The 22,908-nt window shown below is 54.8% G+C and carries 23 protein-coding genes; 18 read left to right on the top strand and 5 right to left on the bottom strand.

Annotation, left to right across the window (positions count from 1 at the left end; translation table 11 throughout):
• The first annotated feature begins 30 nt into the window (after positions 1-30).
• The 3 genes from HRQ60_RS01005 to HRQ60_RS00995 all read left to right on the top strand — a co-directional run bounded on the left by HRQ60_RS01005 (position 31) and on the right by HRQ60_RS00995 (position 2,845).
• On the top strand, positions 31-381 hold the full coding sequence (locus HRQ60_RS01005; protein WP_172193770.1) for a hypothetical protein: 351 nt from the start codon (positions 31-33) through the stop codon (positions 379-381).
• 265 nt (positions 382-646) lie between these two features.
• The gene (locus tag HRQ60_RS01000) at positions 647-1,738 is read left to right on the top strand and encodes a DUF3900 domain-containing protein (RefSeq protein WP_172193769.1); all 1,092 of its coding nucleotides are present in this window, start codon (positions 647-649) and stop codon (positions 1,736-1,738) included.
• A gap of 21 nt (positions 1,739-1,759) precedes the next feature.
• The gene (locus HRQ60_RS00995) at positions 1,760-2,845 is read left to right on the top strand and encodes a hypothetical protein (RefSeq protein WP_172193768.1); all 1,086 of its coding nucleotides are present in this window, start codon (positions 1,760-1,762) and stop codon (positions 2,843-2,845) included.
• Positions 2,846-2,933: 88 nt separating this feature from the next.
• Here HRQ60_RS00995 and HRQ60_RS00990 read toward each other — a convergent pair whose 3' ends face one another.
• Complete coding sequence (locus HRQ60_RS00990; RefSeq protein ID WP_172193767.1) at positions 2,934-3,863, bottom strand: L-lactate dehydrogenase; 930 nt, start codon at positions 3,861-3,863, stop codon at positions 2,934-2,936.
• Positions 3,864-4,058: 195 nt separating this feature from the next.
• Here HRQ60_RS00990 and HRQ60_RS00985 point away from each other — a divergent pair, with 195 nt between their 5' ends.
• The 6 genes from HRQ60_RS00985 to HRQ60_RS00960 all read left to right on the top strand — a co-directional run bounded on the left by HRQ60_RS00985 (position 4,059) and on the right by HRQ60_RS00960 (position 8,534).
• Positions 4,059-4,433: a CidA/LrgA family protein gene (locus HRQ60_RS00985; RefSeq protein ID WP_246280992.1), complete on the top strand. Its 375-nt coding sequence runs from the start codon at positions 4,059-4,061 to the stop codon at positions 4,431-4,433.
• Positions 4,414-5,100, top strand: coding sequence for an LrgB family protein (locus tag HRQ60_RS00980; RefSeq protein WP_172193766.1), 687 nt, complete (start codon positions 4,414-4,416; stop codon positions 5,098-5,100). The genes HRQ60_RS00985 and HRQ60_RS00980 overlap by 20 nt, the downstream gene beginning before the upstream one ends.
• A 123-nt stretch (positions 5,101-5,223) precedes the next feature.
• Positions 5,224-6,510 carry a hypothetical protein gene (locus HRQ60_RS00975; protein WP_172193765.1) on the top strand — a complete coding sequence of 429 codons (1,287 nt, stop codon included), beginning with the start codon at positions 5,224-5,226 and terminating at the stop codon, positions 6,508-6,510.
• A gap of 176 nt (positions 6,511-6,686) precedes the next feature.
• Positions 6,687-6,869 (top strand): hypothetical protein, encoded by a 183-nt coding sequence (locus HRQ60_RS00970; protein ID WP_172193764.1) that lies wholly within the window; start codon positions 6,687-6,689, stop codon positions 6,867-6,869.
• Positions 6,870-7,068: 199 nt separating this feature from the next.
• Complete coding sequence (locus tag HRQ60_RS00965) at positions 7,069-7,815, top strand: SDR family NAD(P)-dependent oxidoreductase (protein WP_172193763.1); 747 nt, start codon at positions 7,069-7,071, stop codon at positions 7,813-7,815.
• A 314-nt stretch (positions 7,816-8,129) separates the two neighbouring features.
• A complete protein-coding gene (locus HRQ60_RS00960) occupies positions 8,130-8,534 on the top strand; it encodes a spore coat protein GerQ (RefSeq protein WP_172193762.1) in 405 nt (134 codons plus the stop codon).
• A 121-nt stretch (positions 8,535-8,655) separates the two neighbouring features.
• Here HRQ60_RS00960 and HRQ60_RS00955 read toward each other — a convergent pair whose 3' ends face one another.
• Positions 8,656-10,131, bottom strand: coding sequence for a glycoside hydrolase family 30 protein (locus tag HRQ60_RS00955; RefSeq protein ID WP_172193761.1), 1,476 nt, complete (start codon positions 10,129-10,131; stop codon positions 8,656-8,658).
• A gap of 179 nt (positions 10,132-10,310) precedes the next feature.
• Between HRQ60_RS00955 and HRQ60_RS23990 the strand changes: the two genes are divergently transcribed.
• From HRQ60_RS23990 to HRQ60_RS00920, 8 genes are all read left to right on the top strand, one after another.
• Complete coding sequence (locus HRQ60_RS23990; RefSeq protein ID WP_343044576.1) at positions 10,311-11,135, top strand: alpha-L-fucosidase; 825 nt, start codon at positions 10,311-10,313, stop codon at positions 11,133-11,135.
• Positions 11,099-11,752 (top strand): hypothetical protein, encoded by a 654-nt coding sequence (locus HRQ60_RS23850; protein WP_343044575.1) that lies wholly within the window; start codon positions 11,099-11,101, stop codon positions 11,750-11,752. The genes HRQ60_RS23990 and HRQ60_RS23850 overlap by 37 nt, the downstream gene beginning before the upstream one ends.
• A 57-nt stretch (positions 11,753-11,809) precedes the next feature.
• Positions 11,810-13,270 carry a DUF6892 domain-containing protein gene (locus HRQ60_RS00945; protein WP_172193760.1) on the top strand — a complete coding sequence of 487 codons (1,461 nt, stop codon included), beginning with the start codon at positions 11,810-11,812 and terminating at the stop codon, positions 13,268-13,270.
• A gap of 45 nt (positions 13,271-13,315) precedes the next feature.
• Entirely contained in the window at positions 13,316-14,143 is an 828-nt protein-coding gene (locus HRQ60_RS00940) for a class I SAM-dependent methyltransferase (RefSeq protein ID WP_172193759.1), read from the top strand.
• Positions 14,144-14,452: 309 nt separating this feature from the next.
• A complete protein-coding gene (locus HRQ60_RS00935) occupies positions 14,453-15,898 on the top strand; it encodes a hemolysin family protein (protein WP_246280990.1) in 1,446 nt (481 codons plus the stop codon).
• A 217-nt stretch (positions 15,899-16,115) separates the two neighbouring features.
• Positions 16,116-16,625 carry a PH domain-containing protein gene (locus HRQ60_RS00930; RefSeq protein ID WP_172193758.1) on the top strand — a complete coding sequence of 170 codons (510 nt, stop codon included), beginning with the start codon at positions 16,116-16,118 and terminating at the stop codon, positions 16,623-16,625.
• The gene (locus HRQ60_RS00925; RefSeq protein WP_172193757.1) at positions 16,622-18,268 is read left to right on the top strand and encodes a PH domain-containing protein; all 1,647 of its coding nucleotides are present in this window, start codon (positions 16,622-16,624) and stop codon (positions 18,266-18,268) included. The genes HRQ60_RS00930 and HRQ60_RS00925 overlap by 4 nt, the downstream gene beginning before the upstream one ends.
• Positions 18,269-18,384: 116 nt before the next feature.
• A complete protein-coding gene (locus HRQ60_RS00920; protein WP_172193756.1) occupies positions 18,385-18,948 on the top strand; it encodes a hypothetical protein in 564 nt (187 codons plus the stop codon).
• A gap of 75 nt (positions 18,949-19,023) precedes the next feature.
• Here HRQ60_RS00920 and HRQ60_RS00915 read toward each other — a convergent pair whose 3' ends face one another.
• The 3 genes from HRQ60_RS00915 to HRQ60_RS00905 form a co-directional block, all read right to left on the bottom strand.
• Complete coding sequence (locus HRQ60_RS00915) at positions 19,024-19,848, bottom strand: hypothetical protein (RefSeq protein WP_172193755.1); 825 nt, start codon at positions 19,846-19,848, stop codon at positions 19,024-19,026.
• On the bottom strand, positions 19,829-20,416 hold the full coding sequence (locus HRQ60_RS00910) for an RNA polymerase sigma factor (protein WP_172193754.1): 588 nt from the start codon (positions 20,414-20,416) through the stop codon (positions 19,829-19,831). Before HRQ60_RS00910 ends, HRQ60_RS00915 begins: the two co-directional genes overlap by 20 nt.
• Before the next feature lie 278 nt (positions 20,417-20,694).
• Positions 20,695-21,498, bottom strand: a complete 804-nt coding sequence (locus HRQ60_RS00905; protein WP_172193753.1) for a TraR/DksA C4-type zinc finger protein — start codon at positions 21,496-21,498, stop codon at positions 20,695-20,697.
• A 248-nt stretch (positions 21,499-21,746) separates the two neighbouring features.
• On the opposite strand from HRQ60_RS00905, the gene HRQ60_RS00900 reads away from it, so the two are divergent.
• Positions 21,747-22,889: a zinc-dependent alcohol dehydrogenase gene (locus tag HRQ60_RS00900; RefSeq protein WP_172193752.1), complete on the top strand. Its 1,143-nt coding sequence runs from the start codon at positions 21,747-21,749 to the stop codon at positions 22,887-22,889.
• Positions 22,890-22,908 lie beyond the last annotated feature (19 nt).

The raw sequence follows: 22,908 nt of genomic DNA, 5'->3' as shown, positions 1-22,908 counted from the left end.
GGCTTTTCCGAATCTAAGGAGGTTATCGAAATGGGATTCAATCTTGGAGGACTGGGAGATATGCTGGGCAAGCTTCAAGGAGGTGCAGGCGGAACCGGCGGATTGGCGGAGATGCTGAACAAACTTCCTTTAGGCGAAATCCTGCAAAAGCTGCCGCTGGACCAACTGCTGAATTCGGAGTTTTTGCAAAAGTATACTCCGTTCAAGTCGGCCGCGGAAATGCTGCAAAAGTTCGGAATCGGCGGCAGCGACGCGAACGCTCTGCAGCAGGTTCCGCCGGAGGAGCTGGACGAGAAGGTGAATGCCAATACGCAGTTCGGCTCCATGCAGGAACTGCTGCAAAAAGGGCTGGAGTTCATGCAGCAGCGGCAGGGCAAGTAAGAGTGTAGTCATTCCATGGGCCTTAGGATTTCGGTCCGAGCCTATCCAAACGCGGTTGCGCCCAAAGCGGCGAACCGCGTTTTTTGAATGGAGACTTTAGCGATGCGGGACCGATTTTCTCTACTCCCGGATTGTTCATTTTCGGCCATCGTGCTATCGTAGTCAGACAGGAAGTTTGCTGCCGGAACATGCGATCAAGCACGGCGGTTATCAAGGCCTTACGGAGCGGGGAAACAGCCCGAAGGCAGAAGGGGTCTAAACCGAAATGCGTTTCGATATCGAATATTTGTCTTTTTTCGTGATCCAGGTTGAAGGCCGTGAAGGCCAGGGGGCCCGGGGTTACAAGCATTATCAGACCATGGACGATTACGATTATGAAGACAGTCCGGTCAAAAAATTTCTCGACAGCGAGTTTTCGCGGATCGCCAAACGGAAAGTGGAGAAAAATCCGCTGACCGAGCAGGCGCCCACCAAGATCGGAACGTTTATCGTGGAGCCGGGCTACGAGCTGGACAGCAACCCGAACTTCAATATGTTCAACCGGATGCGGACCGCGGACGGCAAAGAAGACTTCAAAAACGCCTGCGACGATCTGGTGCGCAATTATCTGGATACGGGATCGGTCCGCGGCGGTGCATTGGTACTCACCCGGGCCAAAATGACGACGCATTCCGACGATCCGTTTATTTTCGTCATGAAATGCGACTTCGAGAACAAGATCGCCCGGATCTCCGATGAGCAGAACCTGATCGACGAAGTGGAAATGGCGATCAGTACCAAGAACATCAAGTCGATCATGTATCCGCATATGCCGGAAGCGGGGATGACCGAAGACTGGGAATTGAAGATCCATCAACCTTCGCATGCCCGATATTTCGAAGATTTCCTGAAATTTGTCGTCTACGAGCAGTCGATGCCGGAGATCGTAAACGAGCGCGTGATGGAATTTGTTCAGACTTATGTCGAAGAAAAATGGCCGGACGAGACAAGCGAAGAGCGGCAGCGCGAAGAACACGATCTCGAATTGTGGACAGCGAGCGACAAACGGGATATTCAGGAAAAGTGGGAACCCCAGCAGGTGATGGAAGCCGCCGAACGGATTACGGAATTCCAGCCGGAAATCGAGGTCCGCTTCAAGTTAGGCAACAGCCAGATCAAAGGTCTGTTGGCGGACTTTGGATACGGCGTGCATATTACCCGTCTGAACGGCCGTTATGCGGTTATTCTGGAAGGGGAGTCGTTTGTGTTCGACAAAGGACATTCTCCGGTCGAGCTGCTTCAGCCCGAAGATTTCGAGACGGTAGCCAAGCGTCTGCTCGAACGCAAGGAAGAGCCAGGCGACGGTCTTCCGTACTAAATCGCCAAGGGGGAGACGCCTTTGACAAAACGTGACGGCCATGATCCGCTTTCGGGGATCCGGATCGAGAATCCCGGGGATGTCCGGTTTCTCTCCGGCGCGGAAAGTTCCTTCTGCGCAGACCGCGCCCAAGAGCTGATTGCACGTGTTCGGCCCGATATCGATCCGGATGAATTGATGCCTGTCCGGGCACTTGAGCTGGACAAGAATGAACGGCTGCTGGAATACGGACGGCAGCACGGCGGTATTGCTTTCTATCGGGGCCCGCATCTGTTCCTGCGTATGGACGCTGCAGGCGAACTTCTCGATCTGCAGACCGATTGGACACCCTGCCGATTCGAACCGCCTCCGACCCAAGAGTCTCCTTCCGGGATCCATCCGCCTGAAGACGCCTCCTGCCTCCGGGCGGTATATGCACTGGATGTCTCCTCGGTTCGGCCGTTCTATCTGTTCCCGCCGCGCGCCTATGACCGGGAAGGCCGCAGGATCGTTCAAAGCGAGAAGTTGGGGCCTTGGGAATGGATCGACCTGCGCGGCGGCGGGGGAGTCAAGCGAAGCCCAGCCGCCCCGATCCGCCCGCTTCAGGGCCGTCTGCCTGCCGGCGATCCGAACAGATCGGAGCCTCTGGAACGCGATGAACTGCGGCGCGTTCGCGGCTCCGTGCTTGACTATCTGCTGAGAAGTCCACGTCCTCGAGCTTACCGCTGGGCGTTTCTCGCCGGCAGGGAACGCTCTTCGTTTCAAACGGTGGGCAGCTCTGTCCATGTCCGCGTGTACCGCCTTGTTCACGGCATTCCGGTGCTGGGCGCCTGTCTCGATTTGTATGTAGATCGGCGTACCGGAAGGCTGTCGGCCGTTTCCGACGAGCTTCAATTCCGCCGGGTTCGTCTGGAACGTTTTGCCGAAGCCTTCGATAAGCCCCGATTAGCCGAAGACGAAGCTTGGCAGAATCTTCGCGGACAAATTCGAGTGCTGCCTTATTATGTGCTGACCGACAGCGAAGAAGGCGAAGCAAAGCAAGCCTCGCTGATCTGGATCGAAGAAAGCGAGTTTGTGTGCGATGCGTTCACCGGCCAGCTGGTTCGCGCCGAGATCATAAGGCTGTAGCCGGAGACCGAATCCTGCTTCAGCCATACGGAAAAGCCCGGGTTTCTCTTTGGAGAAACCCGGGCTTTTTGACATATCGCCGTTTATCTTACAGGTTGACTTTGGCAATTTCCGATTTGAGCTTGTTTGCCGAAGCATTGAGCAGTTCCAGCTCTTTGTCGTTCATCGGAATTTCCAGATGCTCGCGGACACCGGAGCTGTCGACGACACATGGCAGTCCGAGATAGACGTCGGAAATACCGTGATAGTTGTCCAGCAGTGTCGATACGTTCAATACGGAACTTTCATTCTGCAAGATGGCGGTTACGATGCGGTCCAAGGCAAGGGCAATCGCATAATACGTCGATCCTTTGGCGTTGATGATCTCGTAAGCGGCATTCTTCGTGTTGTGGAAGATTTGGTCCTGATCGCTCTCCGAGATGTTAAGATCCGCACCGGCTACGTTCGCCATGCTCCATACCGGCAGCTCGGAATCGCCGTGCTCGCCGATGATGTGCGCGTGAATACTGCGCGGATCAAGGTTCTTCTGCTTGCCGATCAGATAACGGAAGCGGGCGCTGTCGAGCAGCGTACCCGAACCGATAACCCGGTGAGCCGGCCAGCCGCTCTTCTTGTACGAGACGTACGAGAGGATATCAACCGGATTGGTAGCCACCAAAATAATGCCGTTATCGTTGTATTTGACGATATTGCCGATGATTTGATCGAAGATTCCCGCATTGCGGTTGAGCAGGTCGATACGCGTTTCGCCCGGGCGCTGTGCGGCGCCGGCCGCGATGACGATAACGGCTGCGTCTTTGCAATCGGAATAATCGCCGGCCCAGACTTTGACACCGCCCACGAATGGAAGTCCGTGATTCATGTCGAGCGCCTGTCCAAGTGCAAGTTCCTTGTTCACATCAATAAGTACGAGTTCGGTCATACGCTGCCTGAGCAGTAAAGTGTAGGCCGTTGTGGCTCCTACGTCGCCCGTGCCGATTACGACGACACGGCGGGAACGCGTGGATGAGTTGGTCATATTCAATTCACTCCGTTTCTTAAACTTGTAAGATAGAGGAAGAAAAGATCCTCTTAACTTTTAACCAGTTTACACGGTAAAAAGCCACTTGTCACGAAATTGTGTCAAAAGTCTTTGCATGACCCTTCCCCCCTTTTGGTATAATAAAAAAATGTTTGGACAAGTACTCGGGAACACCCGATAGAAAAGAGTTGAATGATTATGCGCGGATTTGCGATCCTGCTCGGGTTCAGTTTGGCCGGCGTTCTGCTGCATGACATGCTGCATGTTCCGCTGCCGGGCAATGTCTTGGGTCTGCTGCTGTTTTTGGCTGCGCTGTTCGGGAAGCTCGTCAAGCTGGAATGGGTCGAAGAATCGGCCAACCTGCTGACCGGGCATCTTCTGCTGTTCTTTATTCCCTATGTGATCGGGGCGGCGGCTCTGATTCCGCTGCTGGGCGGCAATGCCGCATCGATTGTTGTCGGCGTTGTCGGCAGTACGTTTGCCGTTTTGTGGGTGACGGGAACGGTCGCCAAGAAAACGGCCCCGAAAAACAAAAAGGAGGAGCAAGATGATCGTCTTTCTGCATGACCCCTTGTTCGGATTATCATTAACAGTTGGCGCTTACGCAGTCGCCCGGGGCATTCATACACGCGTACGCTGGCTGCATCCGATTCTGAGCAGCAGTGCGATCATTCTGATCGTACTTGCCCTGCTGCGTTTTCCGATTGCCGAGTTCCAGAGGGAAGTCGGACTGCTGACGACCCTGCTCGGGCCGGCCACGGTGGCTCTTGGCGTGCCGATTTATAAGCACCGCCGTTTGATCCGCGAGCGTTTCGCTTCCGTTCTGATCTCCGTAGTGGCGGGATCGGTTACCGGCATATGCAGCGCGGGGGCGCTTGTCCTTCTGACAAGAGGTTCCCACGAAGTGCTGCTCAGCATTCTGCCGAAATCGGTCAGTTCGCCGATCGGAATCGAAATTTCCCGCTCGCTTGGCGGTACGCCTGAACTGTCCGTCATGTTCAGCGTGGTGACGGGGGTACTCGGCGGTGTGCTCGGCCCCGCGTTCTTGTATCGATCCGGCCTGCGGGACCCTGTATCGTTCGGACTTGCGATGGGGAGTGCGGCTCACGGCTTCGGCACGGCACGAAGCCTTCAGGAATCCGAAACGGCCGGCAGTTTCAGCGCCCTGGCCATGGGACTCTCGGGCATTACAACTTCGCTGCTGTTTATTCCGCTTTATTTTTGGCTGGGATAGTTGGCGGCGATAGAAGGACAGCGTCCGGAAAACGCTCCGGATCTTTTATGCTATAATGACGGAGGAATTGAGCGCTTGGGCGCTTTAATGAGACAATATTCGGAATCAAAGGGGGCGGCTGCAATGCGGATCGGAAGAAGGGTGCTGCTGCCCCTGCTTGCCGCACTGATCGTGCTGGCCGGATGCAACGGCGAACCTGCCGAGAAAGAACCGATATCACCGCCTGTCGTACACACGGACACGGCCGACGATGTCGGAGGTCAGGAAATCACACTGGTCGAGCCCGAACAAGGCGGAACCGCAAACGAACACGAAGAGTACGTCGTACAGACCCGGCTGACGGAAATGCATTTGTTCGACGGTTCGACAGGGATGGCGTGGGGACTGACCCGAAGCGCACTCCGCATGTATCTGACCGACAACAACGGCAAGAGCTGGGTACCGCTGTCTCCATCGGAACAAGTCGCGTTTTCGGACGTACCGGAATACGGCAGAGATGTCTTCTTCACGGATACGATGCACGGATGGATCGTACGCAGTGCGGGACTCTCGGAAGAATCGCTTGTGCTGCGGACGAATGACGGAGGCGCCAATTGGGCGCTTGCGACACTCGGGAGAACGGACGAAATGCCAGTTTCGCTGTATTTTACGGATCACAAAAAAGGCTGGCTCATGACCACGAAAGCCTCGGATACGGCGGGAAGGGAAGAGAAGACGCTCTACCGAACGCACGACGGCGGAGAGAGTTGGACCGCCGTGATGCGTTCGGACAACGGTTCCCAGCCGACCGGATCTTCGCAGCCGCTGCCCGATATCGGGTACTTGACGGGGATGCATTTCGAGTCGGACGGCAGCGGTTATGTCACGATGCTCGATCTTGGACGGCCCGCGCTCTACCGCACGATCGACGGAGGCCGAAACTGGAACAAGTCCACTTCGTTTTTCGCAGGCGAAGATCCGATCGGAACCTGCGACGTGATGATAAGCGGCAAGCCCCAGTCTTACCGCGACGGATCGGGTTCCTGGGTGCCGGTCGGCTGCAAGCAGCGCGACGAAGTGCAGTACAGCGGATATTTCGCGCAGAACGGGGGGGCGGTATGGAAGCACGTTCCGTTCAAGCTTCCCTCCCAGGAAGCGCTCAATCTTCAGATCGCACCGGTATTTCTTGACCGCATGAACGGATGGATGGCACGCGGATCGCTGCTTTACCGGACGGTGAACGGAGGACGAAGCTGGACAAAACTCCCCCGCAGCCAAAAACTCCAAGAAAACATGGAGAAGTATCCCGAGATTTTCCAAGTGGAGTTTGTTTCGGAGAAGGTGGGCTGGATTCTGATCGGCAAAACGGAAATCCGACGTTCTCTACTGCTTCAAACGTTGGACGGCGGCGTCACTTGGCACGTCCTTTGATCCATGCGCCGCAGGGTTTTCTCTACGCTCTCGAAAGAGGGCGTGTTTTTTATTTCCGAGTGTGAAATAAATCACATACATACTTCAAAAAATCTGTTATTTTTTAAATATAAAGAATGTAACCAAACAAAACGACGGACAAACCTTCACCCAAACCCAATTGAGGAGTGATCTACATGACCACCGCAACTGCCCAAATGACTCGCAACTATCTGACTCTCTGTTATAACTGCCAGGACGCTCACCTTTGCGAAACCGAAGAACAATGTCTGGCATGCTGGGCCGAACAAGGCATGCTGAACGAAGAAGAACAAGAAACAGCCGAAACGGGCAAACTGCTGAATATGTACTACGCGTAACTTTCCGTTCAAACACAGGGATTGGCACGAACTTCACCCAATCAAGTGAATATAATCACAATATCATTCGAGTCTTTCGCCCCTACCCCGCGAAGGACTTTTTGTGATGTCGGGATTGAAGCTCTGATGAATACCGCGTTTCCGTCTGCAATCCCCCGGGTTAATAATAAGTGGAGAAGCGAAGGGAGCTGAAAAGAACATGAGTTTCGAATCGATGACCGTAATCGTTACCGGAGCCGCACAAGGAATCGGACGTACGGTAGCAGCCGAATATGCGAAAAAGGGAGCACGGGTCGTGCTTGCCGATACGCAGGAGCCCGAAGGAGCGGCAGCGGCAGCCGAAATCCGGAACAATGGAGGAGAGGCCATCTTCGTCCCCTGCGATGTGTCGCAAGAAGCCGATATTACGCATTTGATGCGCGAAACGATCGCAGCATTCGGCCAGATCGATATTCTGATTAACAATGCCGGTTTTGGCATTTGGAAATCTCCATATGAATTGACCGTCAAAGAATGGGACGATGTGCTGAATACCAATGTACGAGGCACTTTCTTGGCGACCCGCGAAGCGGCACTGCATATGCGCAAGCACGGAAAAGGATCCGTCGTCAATCTTTGTTCGACGCGTTCCCATATGTCGGAGCCGAACTTTGATGCTTATGCCGCTTCCAAAGGCGCAATCCTGGCTCTGACCCATTCGCTTGCCATTTCGCTTGGGGCGGACGGAATCCGGGTCAACTGCATCAGTCCGGGCTGGATCGAAACCAAAGATTACGACCAGCTCCGCGAAATCGACCACCAGCAGCACCCGGCAAGGAAGGTCGGAACACCGGAAGACGTGGCGCGCGCCTGTCTGTATCTTACCCACCCGGACAATACGTTCCTTACCGGAACCGAGCTTGTACTCGACGGCGGGATGACGCGCAAAATGATTTACGAAGAATAGCCCGTGCAAGGAGAATAGGTTTCTTATGGGAGAGGACCTTCCGTCAAGGCCTTCTTCCCCCATTTTAGAGCGGACAGTGCTTCATGTGCTGTCCGCTTTTTTGACATACCGAGCATTTTGTTCATTTTTTTGTCATACTCGATGTAAAAAAATGGTTTAGAGCTTGAGACGAAGGGTAATAAGAAGAATACGAAGCATTTGTCCTCCAAAAAATCGCAACTCTATTTTCTCCAAAGTAGCGTGTATGGAAGGTCGGGCGTGAACGCGGCTTTATTCATTGCGGACATCCGCGCAAATTACGAGGAGGGATTTATATGGAATATTCTTATTCGCCGGTTACGTACCGGATTAGCAGCGGTTTGAACGGACTTACAGGCAGAAACGGTTTCCGGAATCCGGTCGCCAGATCGGGAGCACCGATGATCGATTCATCTATTCCCCAGACCAACTACGATCAGCCGAACGTCATGTCCACCCTGCAGAACAACCTGGGTCGTACGGGAGTTTTCTACATGATCCCGGGAATGAATACTGGACAAGCAGCGGGCTGCGTTTCGATTGAAGGACGTCTCGAAGCGGCAGGAAGCGATCATATCGTACTGAGCGCGGAGTTTGGACAGCGCATGGTCGTTACGCTGAGCAGTATCGATTACGTCGTATTCAACGATACAACCGGCTATTTCTATTCGGGCAACGAAGCCTTTTTTGCCGGACAATAACCCCTTTTTGCAGGCGGACAAATCCTAGAAACGAAAGAATCGAGGTTTAAACGCTATGGACGGCAATAGGTAAAAGACCTTTTCTGACGCTTTGGCGGACAGAAGAGGTCTTTTTGGTTTTTTAAGAAAGCTCTGCCTTCCTGTCGGGCAGATCCATCACGTAAGTCGTGATCGAGCAGGGAGGCGTCTCGGCGGTAAACTCGGTATGTTCCAGCGGAATCGGTTCAAGCTCGGCCAAATTTTCTTCCGCCGTTGTCCGATAGACCCGAACCTGCGAATCGGAATCCGGATGCCCGGAGTTCCAGCCTCTCAATTGATACCGATAAATGGCGGCCTCCGTCTCGCTGTCATTGTACGTGACGATCACCAGGCGCCGCGACGAGGGATCGATCGCAGCCAGCGATTTGTCTCCGTCGTTGGCTATGATGACGCTGCCCGGACGGATAAAGCGGCTGTAGTGGGCCATCGCATAATACTGCTTGTACATCGTATACGATTCGGATTCATTATTCTCGAACGGGGCAAAGATCAGTCCCCATGTGCTGGAATCGCTCTCGACGGCCTGCCAGTAGACCCAGGCTTCGGCCTGCATGATTTTCAGATCCCGGGTAATGCCCTGCACCAGACGCTGCGCACCGGTCATGCTATGGGGATCGACAGTCGGATGTTCGCCGTTCTCGAAACCGAATTCCGACATCCAGAGCTTCTTGCCGTCGGCCGACACCGCTTCGAAGAAAGGCCGCGGATCGTAATCGGGAGTATTGTACGTGTGGGTGTTTACCTGTTCAATCCTAGCCTTGGTCTCCGGTTCGAACGCCTGCCAGGTCTCGAACGCCATCTGCACCAGTGATTCGTCGGATGCGCTGATCGCGGTATCGTTTAATCCTTTGGCTCTCAAGGCTTCATAAACTTCGCGAATAACGGTCTGCTGCTGCGCAGGTCCGATATGGGCACCTTCCTGCTTGGCGATCCGGTACTTCCACCAGTCGGCTGCCGGCTCATTGAACGGAGCCAACGTACGGAACACGATGTCCCATTCATCGCGGAAGTGTTTGACCGTCTCGGTCAGATACTCCGCAAACTCGCGTTCCCGGCCGGGGCGCAGATTGCCGCTTCCGTCGAAGCCGCCGGTGGTGCAGCCGTCTGCCCCGTCTTCACGCTCGGCATCGTAGCTGCAGGTCATCCACCAGGGCGGACTGTTGGAGAACGCTTCAAAAATCGGCGTCTCCGCCATCTTGCGAATGTGCTGCGTCACGGCTCGCTGCCCGGCGTCGCGCGACCAGTTCCAGGTGCCGTCTTCATTTTGATAGGACAGGATGGCTTTGCCATAATGAAGGTAAGGATCATGTGCGTCTTTGGTGCCTCCGATATTGTATCTGGCGATATTGAAGCCCAATCCCTTTTCGGCAGAGTAGAGTTTCTCGACGATCTCCGCCCGCCGTTCTTCGCTCCATCCGCCGATCACATTGGCCCACCAGGCCAGCGAGGTTCCCCAACCTTCGAACGTTTGAAACCTTGCCGTCAGATCGATCCCGATCACGGATACAGCTGCCGGATCGGAAGAATGGGGAGGTGTGACCTCCTGCTCGTTGTCCATCCTGTTCCCTCCTTATAAGGTCTTTTTCGCTTGCGTCTATAGTATAGCGTCAATCCTAAGTAAGCGTATACAAAATATAGGCGGCGTCTTCAGGCAGGAATATCTTCAAACGTTCTCGAATCGGTTTTAGGACATGACAGGCTTGAACACAGGCGGAAAAGGAAAGGATGAAGCGCATTATGAACCTGCACGAAATCGCCGCAGTTGCCCCTTCCTCCAGACAGCTGGCTTGGCAGAGGCTCGAGTTCTACGGATTTATCCACTTCGGCATGAACACGATGACCGGCCGCGAATGGGGAGAAGGACATGAAGATCCTGCGTGGTTCAACCCGGAGCGATTGGATGCCGAGGAATGGGTCCTTCTATTCAAAGAAGCCGGTATGCGCGCCCTGATCCTGACCTGCAAACATCACGACGGATTCTGCTTGTGGCCGAGCCGCTTCTCGTCGCATACGGTGGCCCGGAGTCCCTGGCGGGAAGGGAAGGGAGATCTAGTGCGGGAAACGGCGGAGGCCTGCAGAAAACACGGTCTGAAATTCGGCATTTACCTGTCCCCCTGGGACCGAACGGAATCAAGTTACGGCTCCGGACAAGCGTATGACGATTTCTACATCAATCAGCTGACCGAGCTGCTGACGCAGTACGGCGAGATTTCCTGCGTCTGGCTTGACGGAGCGAACGGGGAAGGTCCCAATGGGAAAAAGCAGTTCTATGACTGGCCTCGATATTACGAGGTCGTGCGCCGCCTGCAGCCTGGCTGCGTGATCAGCGTCTGCGGACCGGATATTCGGTGGGTCGGCAATGAAGCGGGGGAGACCCGCGCAGAAGAATGGAGCGTCGTTCCCGCACCGCTGCGCGATGCCGAAAAGCGATCGAGAAGTACGATGGAGAATGGGTGTGGTATCCGGCTGAAGTCAACACTTCGATTCGTCCGGGCTGGTTCTATCATCCCGAAGAAGACGACCGGGTGCGGGATGCCGATGAACTGTTTCGCCTGTATATGAATGCCGTAGGCGGCAATGCGACCTTTCTGCTCAATGTGCCGCCGGATGCACGGGGGCACATTGCGAAGCCGGACCGCGAAGCGCTGCAAGGCTTGGGCAGACACCTTGAGCGTCTGGCCGACATGACGCTGACGCGTAAAGCATCGATGAGAGTTTCGAGTGCGCGGGCCGGCAGAGGAATCGGTGCGGAAGACGGGCTGGAGGCAGCCACTGCGGAATTTCCCGGAAACGGCTGGCAGCCGGAAGCAGACGACCAGGAACCGTGGATCGAACTTTCGTTTGCAGCGCCGGTCCGGTTGGACACCGTCTCTCTCGGGGAACACCTGCCGGCCGGCCAGCGAATCGAAGCGTTCGAAGTCCGGATTCCGGCGGATGAAGCGGCGACGGATTCGAAGTCTTGGCAGCCAATATCCCAAGGCCGGATTGTAGGATATCGGAATATCCGCCAGTTTGCTCCGGTTCGGACATCCAGAATTCGAATCGTTTTTACCCGATACCGGGAATTTCCTACCCTGGATGAGGTCCGGGTGTATTCTTTTTCCGACCAATCGGCCGATTTAAGCGAAATTCAAGCAGATTCCAAAAAGCCGGACTGGTACAAGGAGGGAACAAAATGATAAGATAGTGGAACGGAATTTGTTAGGCAATGGACATATGTACGGGGAGGAAATACGATGACCACGCTCCAGACCCTCCTTCGGGCTACCCCCGACGAGGGTCCTCTTGAACTCTCTCAGCTCATGCTGAATCGTCTGCAGGGCTTTACGTTCGAACCGGAAGGCCGTGCCCTGATCCAGGCTTCTCTGGATTGGGTAGACGATTTCGGGCTGGAGGAAGAGGCCCAGATCCGCGTGGACGAACGGATTAACGAAGCCTGGTCGGCTTTTGTCCTTCTGACCGCCGAGGGACGAACCTGGTTTTACGATACGGTGCTGGACATCTTGGAAAAAGAACCGTTTATCGAGGCGAACACGGCGAGAAAAACAGCCAAGTTGACCGAGCTGTTCGCCCTTCGCAAAGCTTCTCTGGAAAGCTCGTACGCACTGCGGGGCGAGCTGAGGCTTAATCACGGACGAGTGCTGCTTTTGCTTGGTAGATGGGTTGAAAAAGGGACGGCCGCCGATCTGCTTGATCCGACGTTCCAGGGACTTTCGCGCGCCGCAGCAGCGCTGTCGGAAATTTACTTTAATCATCCGCATTACATGGACGATGACGATCTGCGGGCCGAGGCTGCAGAGCTGCTGCCTCGGCTGGTTCGGACGTTCTATCCGGCCTGCAAGGCGACCCATGTCTACATGCTCGGGTATCATCACGATTATGCTGCCGAGTTTGTAGGCTTGATCGATTTCTATCTCAAGCTGAACCGGACCAAAGAGGAGAAAGGCAAAGCCTATTTCAGCTTGGCTACTTCTTTTATCGGCGAAGGGGCTCCGATCCTCGAAAGAGGAATCGGCTCCGTGCTCGATACGCTCGAACTGCGGATGAGAGAATGGACAGACCGGCAGTTCGACGAATTTATCGATACTTTCGTCTATTATCCGCTGCTGAGGCAGCCGCTGCTTCAGATTGCCCGTTCCCCCGACCGTCGTCTGATTCTGGATCTGGTCGCCAAACAGAACCGGCAGACGGAGCGCACGCGCAAAGCCGCCGATACGCTGAGGGAAGCGAACGGAATCATTGAGCAGATTGCCGCGTATACGATGCCAAGCGGCGAAGGCGGCGTAAGCTTCCGGGATTTCAACTTCAAGCTGGCGGTTATCGAAGAATTGATGTACAAACAGCATGTGCTGCAGCCCCGCTTCGATATCGGGGTGTTCGTACAGGAATATGCGCTGCGGGAAATATCGATCGCCGAAGAAGGCGATCGGCCGATTCCCGAAATACGGGAATATTTCGAGAGACTGGTACTAACCGAAGAAGACCTCGCGCATGTCACCAAACTGGTTGTAGGGAGCGGCCAGCAGGTGCAGTACCAGATTATTCCGTTCCACAGCGGGGAAGAAGGCTATTTCGACGTGTATTCGCTCGAAGATCTGTGCCATCTGCCCAATCTGCGGGTCCTGCAGGGGATCGGGCTGCTAAAAGCGGACCCGGCCCCCGCGCACGAACGCGGGATCATTCTGATCCAGGATTGAGGCGCCGCCGCGTGAACCGAAGCAACAGGAAAGGATAGGTGCAGGATGAACAAAGAAACAGAAGGACGCGAATCCCCGAAACCAAACGAAGAGCCGATACCGGGTGTTCTGAATCCTCAGAATGAAGAAGCCTGGAACCGGGAAACCTATGAAGCCTGGGTAAGCCGATTCGGTACGCCCGAAGAGGCCGCCGCACGGATTGCCAGAGAACCGTTGAAGTCGCTGTCCGTACTTGGCGAGAGTATCGGTTCTCCCGAAGGCAAGCGGATCATGAACCTGATGGGTTCCAACGGCAGCAAAGCGATCGCTTTGGCCCTGCTGGGCGCGAAGGTTACCGTAGCCGATTTCTCTCCGGGCAACCGCCGTTATGCGCTCGAACTGGCGCAGGCTGCCGGAGTGCCGCTCGATTACATCGTCTCCGACGTGCTGAAACTCGATACGCAGCAGTTGGGCGGACAATTCGATATTGTATTTGCCGAAATGGGCATTCTGCATTATTTTACGGACCTGGCTCCGTTTATGGATAAGGTCCGGATTCTGTTGGTGCAGGGAGGCCGATTCGTGCTGCGCGATTTCCATCCGGTTTCGACCAAGCTGATCTCGTCGCGGGGGACGACAGCGAAGATCCGCAAACACAAAGTCGACGGAGACTATTTCGACACCGGACTGGAAGAACAGGAAGCTTCCTTTGCCAAGTATGCCGAAGGAGAAACGGCCAAAGTCCGGCTGCGCAAATGGAATCTCGGCGAAATCGTGACGGCTGCGGCGCAAAGCGGGCTTATCGTTTCCAGTCTAAATGAAGAGCCTAATCTGTCCGGAGATAGCTTCGATAAAGGGATTCCCAAAACATTCACCTTAATTGCACATAAATAATCGGAAGATCAGCCGTAAAAACGTGCAGGAAGGCGTGCGGAACGCGAGCAGTCGCAAAGAATCGAACAGATCGACTTTAAACCGCCCACAAGGCGGTTTATTGCCTTTTTTGACCTCTCTTTCCTATTTTGCTTCCGAAGCGTTGGAATTATAATTAAAGTTAAAGCTAAAATAGAAACGGAGTGAACGAAATTGGGGAGTTGCTAGTTTGGGTCGGAAGACCGCAGGGTAAACTGTCGTCAAAGACTAAAGCTTCATATGATATAGGAAAACGAAGGAGGTGGACCCGGTTTCCGATAAACAACGCGAATGTGCGCGGCGCGGAAAACGGGATGTATATTGAATAGTGACCCCTTGCCAGGTTGGTTAAGTATTTTAACGGTGGTGCTGCTTGTCGGTTTAAACGGTTTTTTTGTAGCGGCTGAATTTGCGATGGTCCGGATCCGGGAGAGCCGGATTGCCGCGCTGGCGGATTCGGGCAGCCGGCGTGCCGGATTTGCCAGAAGTATGGTGAATAACCTCGACGCCTATCTGTCCGCTTGTCAGCTCGGAATCACGCTGGCTTCGCTGGGACTGGGCTGGATCGGGGAACCGGCCGTCGCTTCGTTCCTGCGGCCTCTATTCCACGGTCTGGGTTGGACCAATGAGGTCGCGATCCACGGTACGGCCGTGGCGATCGCTTTTGTCCTGATTACCGTTCTGCATATTGTTATCGGGGAACTTGCTCCCAAATCGATGGCGATTCGCAAACCGGAATCGGTAGTCATGGTTGCGGCGGCTCCGATGGTCTTTTTCTACAAAATCATGTACCCGTTTATCTGGGCATTGAACGGAATGGCGAATGCTCTGCTCCGTGTGCTGAAGATTGAACCGGCGTCCGAACTTGATGCGGCGCATACCGAAGAAGAAATCCGGATACTGGTGAAGGAAAGTAACAAGAACGGGCTGATTGATAATACCGAAATGGCGCTTGTCGACAATATTTTCGAATTTGCCGATACGACGGCACGCGAAGTGATGATTCCCCGAACGGAAATGATCTGTCTGTACACCAATCTGTCGCGCGAAGAGAATCTGGAAACGGCTTATGACGGCATGCGTACCCGCTACCCGGTCTGTGAGCAGGACAAAGACCATATTATTGGCTTTATCCATATCAAAGACCTGATGCGTTCGCCGGAAGCCGACTACGACAGCTTGATCCGTCCGATTATCGCGGTACCGGAGTCGATCCGGATCAGCGAATTGATGAAGCTGATGCAGCGCAGCCGGACACAGATTGCAATGCTTGTCGACGAGTACGGCGGAACGGCCGGACTGGTTACGCTCGAAGATATCATGGAAGAAATCGTGGGCGAAATTCAGGATGAGTTCGACGAAGAAGAACGTCCGGAAACCGAGCAGGCCGGCGAATTCAGTTATTCGATCGACGGCATGATGCTGATCGAAGACGTAAACAGCCAATTCGGCTTTGAGCTGGACTTCGGCGACTACGATACGATCGGCGGCTGGTTGTATGCGCGAATCGATGCGCTTCCGCCGCAAAAAGGCCAGTCGGTCGATCACGAAGGCTGCACCTTTATCGTCGATGAAACGGAACAAAAACGTATCTCCCGCGTTCGCATTTTGAAGCCTCTTCCGGAAGAAGACCGGATGCCGGAACGCGAAGCTTATACCGAAGAGGCATTCGTAGAAGAAGAACAACCGGAAGATTATGACATGCTGGCCGCCAAACGTGCCGAGGCCGGCGCTTAAAGCGCTCCTGTCTACTTATTCCATTCAAAGTTTCTTATTCAAGCCAGCTGGCTTTTGTTCCGGCTGGTTTTTTTGCGTTTCCTTTCTGCCTGATAAGAAACATTTTCTCTACGCGCACGTATCGAAGAACATAAACTCGGAAGACCTCGGGCAGCTGCGGGATTCATTGACTTCAATAGAAAATACCGCTACGCTTTAACGTATGGAGGGGTAAATCATGGAATCGAATCAAGAAGAAGTCAAAAGGAACGAAGATCGGTTCAGGCGCCTGCATCCGGACTGGATTGCGGCTTCCCGTTTGGGCAGCGCTTATTTCTACGCGATTCCCTTGTTGATTGCGGCGGTGCTGACAATACTCGGCTCCGTATTCGATTGGGACTGGCTGCCGCTGTGGATCGGTTCGCTGATTACGCTGGGATTTGCGCTTTTGTTCGTATTTGCCGTATTCCGTGTACCAGTCATGCTGTATAACCGTTTTGGTTTTGCCATTTTCGAAGAAGAAATCGAAATCCGCAAAGGTCTGTTCCTGATCAGCGAAACGCTGATTCCGATGACCAAAGTGCAGCATGTAGAGTTGGAGCACGGACCGATTCTGCGCAAATACGGCTTGGCCGAATTGAAGATCGTCACGGCAGCGACGACGCATTCGATTGCCGGATTGAAGTCCGAAGAAGCCGAGAAATTCAAGCGAATGATCGGAGAACTGGCACGGAGGACCGAAGAATGAGCGGCCCCAAACGGATGTCGCCGCTGTATGTCGTCTTCGCCCTGCTAAAAATGCTGCGCGGACTGGTTCCCCTGATCGTCATCTTCGGTGTTCAATTTCTGGCCGGAGGGAAGATTACTTCGGTCGTATACTGGACCGGAGGCGCCGCCCTGGTGCTGCTCGTATTGGCCGGCATCCTGGAAAGTATCGGATGGAAAAGGTTTACTTACGAAGAAGAAAGCGACCGGATCACGATCCGCAAAGGATTGATTCAGCGCAGCGAAAAAATCATCTACTACTCGCGTATTCATTCCGTCAGCCAGGAGCAGCCTTTGATCCAGCGGCTGCTCGGCGTCGTGCAGTTGAAGATCGAGACGCCGGGCGGCAGCGAAGGAGATGCCGTGCTGCCGGTTCTGCCGCGCCGCGAAGCGGAGCGGCTGCAGCGCGCGCTGAATGAGCGCGCGGTAGCCGTTTCCGCCGCCGAACCCGCGGCGGAAACGGCCGAAGGCGGCCCTGCGCAGCAGGCCGCCTTCGAGGCTCCGGCCGGCGGGCTGCAGCCTTGGGTCCGCCGCGATGCCGGCGGACCGGGCGATACGGGCGCGGAGAAGCTTTCCGCCGCGCCCGTATCGCTTGCGGCGCAGGACCGCCCCGCCGAAGGCGGGCCTGCGCCGCAAGCCCAAGCGGCCGCCGCTGCCGGGCGGCCGCGGGCAAGCGAGCCGGTGCTGCTGTACCGGCTCGGACCCGGCCGCCTATTCCAGGCGGCGCTGACCGAATTGAATCTCGGTCTGGCCGTTGCTTTCGTAGCCGGGATTGCTTCCTTCGCGGACGATCTGCTGCCGGATGTGTGGCTCAACCGGCTGGTCTCCAATGCCCAGGCTTACCTGACCGGCATACGGGCCATTCTGATCATCGCGGCGGCAGCGCTGCTGTTCGCCTGGCTGCTGTCGCTTGTGCTGTTCATCGTCAAGTTTGCCGGCTTCTCGCTGTACCGGGAAGGAGAGAGGCTGTCGATCCGCTACGGACTGCTGGAACGCAAACAGTTTCTGTTCGATCCGGCGCGCGTTCAGGCCGTAACCGTACGCGAAGGTTGGCTGCGGCAGCTGTTGGGCTATGCGCACGTCGAAGTCAATGTGGTCTCCTCGTCTTCGGAGAAGGAGACGCCGGCGCTGCATCCGTTTATCCCGCGAGCGGCCATTCCGCAGCTGTTGGAGCGGACGATTCCGCAGTTTTCGTTTGCGGCAGCCGAGTTCCGTCCTCCGGGCCGGGCGCTGCTCGGATATGTACGGACCGGACTGATCGTCACCGTCATTTTGGCCGCGGTACTGATTTATTTCTTCCCGCATATGGGAAGATGGGCACTGGCTCTGATCCCGCTCGTCTTCGCTCTGGATTATTGGAGCTTCCGGACCAGCGGCGCGGCGCTTGACGGTCAGCGGCTTACAATCGTAAACCGCGGAATCTCCAAGCAGACGCATTGTACCTTGAGGCGCCATGTCGTGGCGCTGCGGATCAGCGGCAGCCGCTGGCAGAGAAAAGGGCAGATGCTCAACCTCAAAGCGCATCTGCTCGGCGGCGCCGGTGGATCCGCGCTCAGTGTCCCTCGGCTGAAGAAATCCGATGTGGAGCGGATCTACGCTTGGTACAGCCGGGAACGTAAATCATGATGTTGGATATAACCCATTAAAATAACTTTATCAAAAATGGAGAAAACAGGAACCTTTTGGGTTCCTGTTTCGTTATATAGACATACTATGCCTTTACATAGGAAAGGGGAATGAAGATGAACCCGGATAACCCAAGTTCGCTTTCCAAATTTCTGGCTGTTCCCGCTTCGGCATTCCTGCTGGTTTCCCTGCTCGTTCCGGGCATCGGACAAGCCGAGGAAGTGCCGGAAACTCCGCAGCCTGCCGCTTTGGAGCAGCAGACGTTCAGTTCGTTTGGGCGGCCTCAGGCGTCCGGTGCTTTGACGCTGCCGCCGCCTCCGCTGTATCCTTCGGCTGATTCCAGACAGGATCTTATCCATAACAAGTATTTGAAGAACGGAATGAGCAGCCTTCAGGTTGAAGGAGGGACGGAAGCTTATATAGCGGCCATGACCATCACTTCGGCTGCCGCTTCCCAATCCGGCGTGACCGCTTCGCTTCAGCGCTGGACCGGAAGCAGCTGGGTTGAAGAAGGCGGTCCGATGTCGAGCAGCTCGCTGTCCGGCTCCAGCACCCTGAGTTTCAACAAGAATCTGATCAAAGGCTATTACTACCGAATCAAATCGGAACATTGGGCTTCCGGCGGCGGTATGCGCGAATCCAGTACGGTCTTCAGCAATACGCTGCTGGTCAGCGAATAGAACCGGCAGAGCCGCCTAAGCATGAGCTTGAGGCAGGACAAAACCGCCTGTCTAAGAAGACAAGCGGTTCCCGGATCATGAAGGTCCGTCTATCATATGGGCGGCGATTCCGACCAGTTCTTCTTCGCTCAGCATCCCGTAAATGAAAATATCGAGTTCTCCGCGAATCAGGTGGACCGTATCTTCGCCTTCCTGGTCGGCATACTGCGCGGTAAGCCCATTATTCAGGTCGACCTGCTTCACCTTGTCCGTACCGAAGCTGTACGTGCCGTTTGGTCCGTTCAGCCGGCTGACATGAATCGTTGCATTGCGCTCGCTGCCCGATTCGTAGTAGAGCGTAAACACATTGGGGGGCGACCCGTCGTCCGGAACGCCAAGCGTTACTTTTTTTAAAGTCAGATCGGAAGGGATTTCCGGGAACTGCGGCATGGAGAAAGCCAGACGCTGCCGGGCTTCCTGCAGACTTGTCTCCTGATTCTCGTAGCGGACAACGGTCTCTTCGACTTCTCCGGGAAGCTCCGCGCGGGAAGAAGTCGGCTGTTCGACGCCATCGGGAGGAGGAGGAGTAAGCGCTCCTTCGGTATCGAGCTTCTTGTTCTCGCCGGTAACCAGTACCGTCTCTCCGCCGCCGCCCCACGTATAGAGCTTCTGATAGAGCGGTGTCAATGCGCCGGTCCGGACCGGCTCGGAGAAAGCGACCGATCCGAACAGGATCAGCCCCGCCGCTGCACCGGTCAGACGGACAGTCCGTTTACGGCGCCTTCTTGCCTGTGTTTGTTGACGATGTTTTTGCACGCGCTGCCAGGCGGCCCGGCGGGATTCCGGGTCGACCGGGGAGGCCGAATTCACAGCCCGGTCGAATGCCTCGTCGAAAAGTTCGTCAAATTTTTCGTTGTTCATCGCTGCCCTCCCATTCTTTGCGCAGCACTTTGCGCATATTTTCCCTCGCCCTGAACAATCTCTGTCGAATGATGTCTTCGCTTGTGCCCAGCGAATCGGCGATTTCCTTGTAGGACATTCCGTACTTCCAGCGATAGAGGATAATGGCACGGTATTCCGGCTTCATCCCTTGAAGATGCCGCAGGATCGCTTCTTCCATCATTCGTACTTCGACCGCCTTCTCGGGCGAAGTGCCGAAATCCTGTCTGGCCTCTATATGATTAAGAACGCTGTCCGCGTCTACATGGTTACGGTGTCTTTTATTTTTTCTCAAGTCATTGATTGCGCTGTTGCGCGTGACCACCTTCAACCAGGCAAAAAACTTGGATTCGTTATCGAATTCCGGCCGGCTTCCGATCAGTTTCAGGAAAGCTTCCTGGATCACATCTTCGGCGGCCGCATGATCTCTTACAATATAGAAGATCGCTCCGTATGCCAGATCGTAATATTCGTTATAGATCAGCTCCTGCATGCCTTCGTCCAGTTCATCGAAGCCATGGGTAAGAAGCATCTGAAGATGTTGAGCCATATGTACTCCTTCCTCGGTTCCTGTAATGTCCATTCGAAGCGGACTATTCCTTACCGGTTTATCTTCCACAGCGGAAGAAAATAGTTCATCATTCTCCATATTCTACACGAAATAAGGAAGAAGGTGGGCTTTTTTTATTACATCGCTTGCGGTTGTCCGTTTGTTTTCCGAAGGTTCCGCCACCAAAAAGAAACACAGCAAAAGACCCGGCAGTTTCTGCTGCCGGGTCTTTGGGTCGTAGTTCGTCTGTTTCAATCGGATTGCGCGTACAGGATCGTCTATTCGTCGCTGCTGCGCTTGCCGGTCTGCGTGCCCTGCTGCTCCGCGGCACGGATCAGCGATTCTTCGTCTTCGGCCGAGACATCGATCTCTGCAATGCCTTCACCTTCACCGGCTTCTACATAACGGCGCTCTGCCGGTGTCATCTCGACACTGCGGTTGCCTTCGGCCATATCGTTGCCGGTGAAGTTCTCATAAGGTTCCACGGTACCTTCACCTACATTGTTCTCGCTGGACATTTCCTTGTAGCTTTCCACATCACGCTTGGTCGACATTGCCGGGGAGTCGGCGTTGCCGTAGCTTTCGACCGCCTGCCAGGCATTGGCGTCGTCGAATTTGCCGGCGTGCTGCTGACGGTTCTCGCCCGCGCCCGATGGGGGAGAAGTCATCACGTCTTCTTCCACAGGGCGGTAATCGGTAATCGGAGCATTTTCCGGCGTGGTCTCCACGTTATAAGCCGTATAAGGAACCGCTTCTAGACGTTCGAACGGAATTTCCTTGCCGGTCGTGGCGTCGATGCCGTATGTGCCGTCTTCCATCCGTTTGAGCGCGTCATTGACTTCATCGAGCCGGTCGGACAGATCGGAGTCGATCGCCATATCCCGTCCCCGTTCGAATTCCTCGGTACCGAGGTCGCCCGGGTGGTTGTCGACAGCCGTAAGTTCGCCGGTCGATACGCGGATCGAGGTCTCGAAGCCTTCCGTCGTGTTCTCGGAGTTGTCGAAATGCTGTTCCAGTTCGCTTTTGCGTTCCAACAGCAGCTGCTTCAGTTGATCTATTTGCGAGTCGTTTAAATGTTTCATGATTTCTTCCTCCATTCGGGTTGGCACGCTTGAACGGGCTTGGATTCCCGGGTGCTTCTTTCCTTTCTATACCCGTACCATAGACAAACCAATCTTGCAGCCGGATACAGGAGAGGAGAGTCTTAATCGTAATTCAACCTAAAAACACTTGAGTGTTAGCTGCCGCTCCAATCGGGTTAAATGAGAAAAAGAAAGCCCCTAGCGCATTTTCAAAATCCAATCCCATCCAGAAGGAGCGATCAGCGATTATGAAAGCACTCACTTATCAGGGCAAGCGTAAAGTCAAAGTCAAAGAAGTGGCCACGCCGAAATTGGAGAAAAAAGACGACATTATCATTCGCGTGACGTCGACTTCCATATGCGGGTCCGACCTGCATCTGTTCAACGGAGAAATACCGGGCATGAACGAAGATTACATTATCGGACACGAACCGATGGGCATCGTCGAAGAAATCGGTCCGGAAGTCACGCACGTCAAGAAAGGCGACCGTGTCATCATTCCGTTCAACGTCTCCTGTGGGCAGTGTTTCTTCTGTCAAAACCAGATGGAAAGCCAATGCGACAACGCCAACGACAATCCGGCCAAAGATACGGGCGCGATGCTCGGCTATTCCCATACGTACGGGGGCTTTGCCGGCGGACAGGCGGAGCTGCTGCGGGTGCCGTACGGCAACTTCGGACCTCTGGTCATCCCCAGCGACGCCGAAGTGACGGACGAGCAGGTCCTGTTCTTGTCGGACGTTATTCCGACCGCTTATTGGAGTGTGGATAACGCCGGCGTCAAAAAAGGAGATACGGTCATTGTGCTCGGCTGCGGACCGATCGGCCTGATGGTGCAGAAATTCGCGTGGCAAAAAGGTGCTTCCCGCGTCATCGCGGTCGATCACGTCGAGTACCGCCTGGAGCACGCCCGCCGCACAAACAAGGTAGAGACGTTCAATTTCATGGAGAACGACGATCTCGACAAGTATCTGCTGGAGATTACAAGCGGCGGCGCGGACGTCGTGATCGACTGTGTCGGTCTCGATTCCGAGAAGACGTTTATGGAGAAAGTCGAAACCAAGCTCAAACTGCAGGGCGGGGGATTGGGCGCGTTCCATATGGCTTCGAACGTCGTGCGTAAATTCGGTACGATCCAAGTCACCGGCGTGTACGGACTGCGCTACAACAACTTCCCGTTCGGCCATATTTTCGAGCGCAACGTGACAATCAAGACAGGCCAGGCACCGGTCATTCACTATATGCCGGAGCTGTTCAACCAGATCAAGACCGGTCAGCTCGACCCGACGGACATCATTACGCATACACTTCCGTTGGATGAAGCCGAGCATGCCTACGATATTTTCGACAGCAAAAAAGAAGACTGCATCAAAGTCATCTTGAAACCGTAAAAGCTCCAATGAATCGTGA

The sequence above is a fragment of the Saccharibacillus qingshengii genome, assembly GCF_013185195.1.
Taxonomy (GTDB): domain Bacteria; phylum Bacillota; class Bacilli; order Paenibacillales; family Paenibacillaceae; genus Saccharibacillus; species Saccharibacillus qingshengii.
This window is presented reverse-complemented; position numbering and strand designations above follow the sequence as displayed.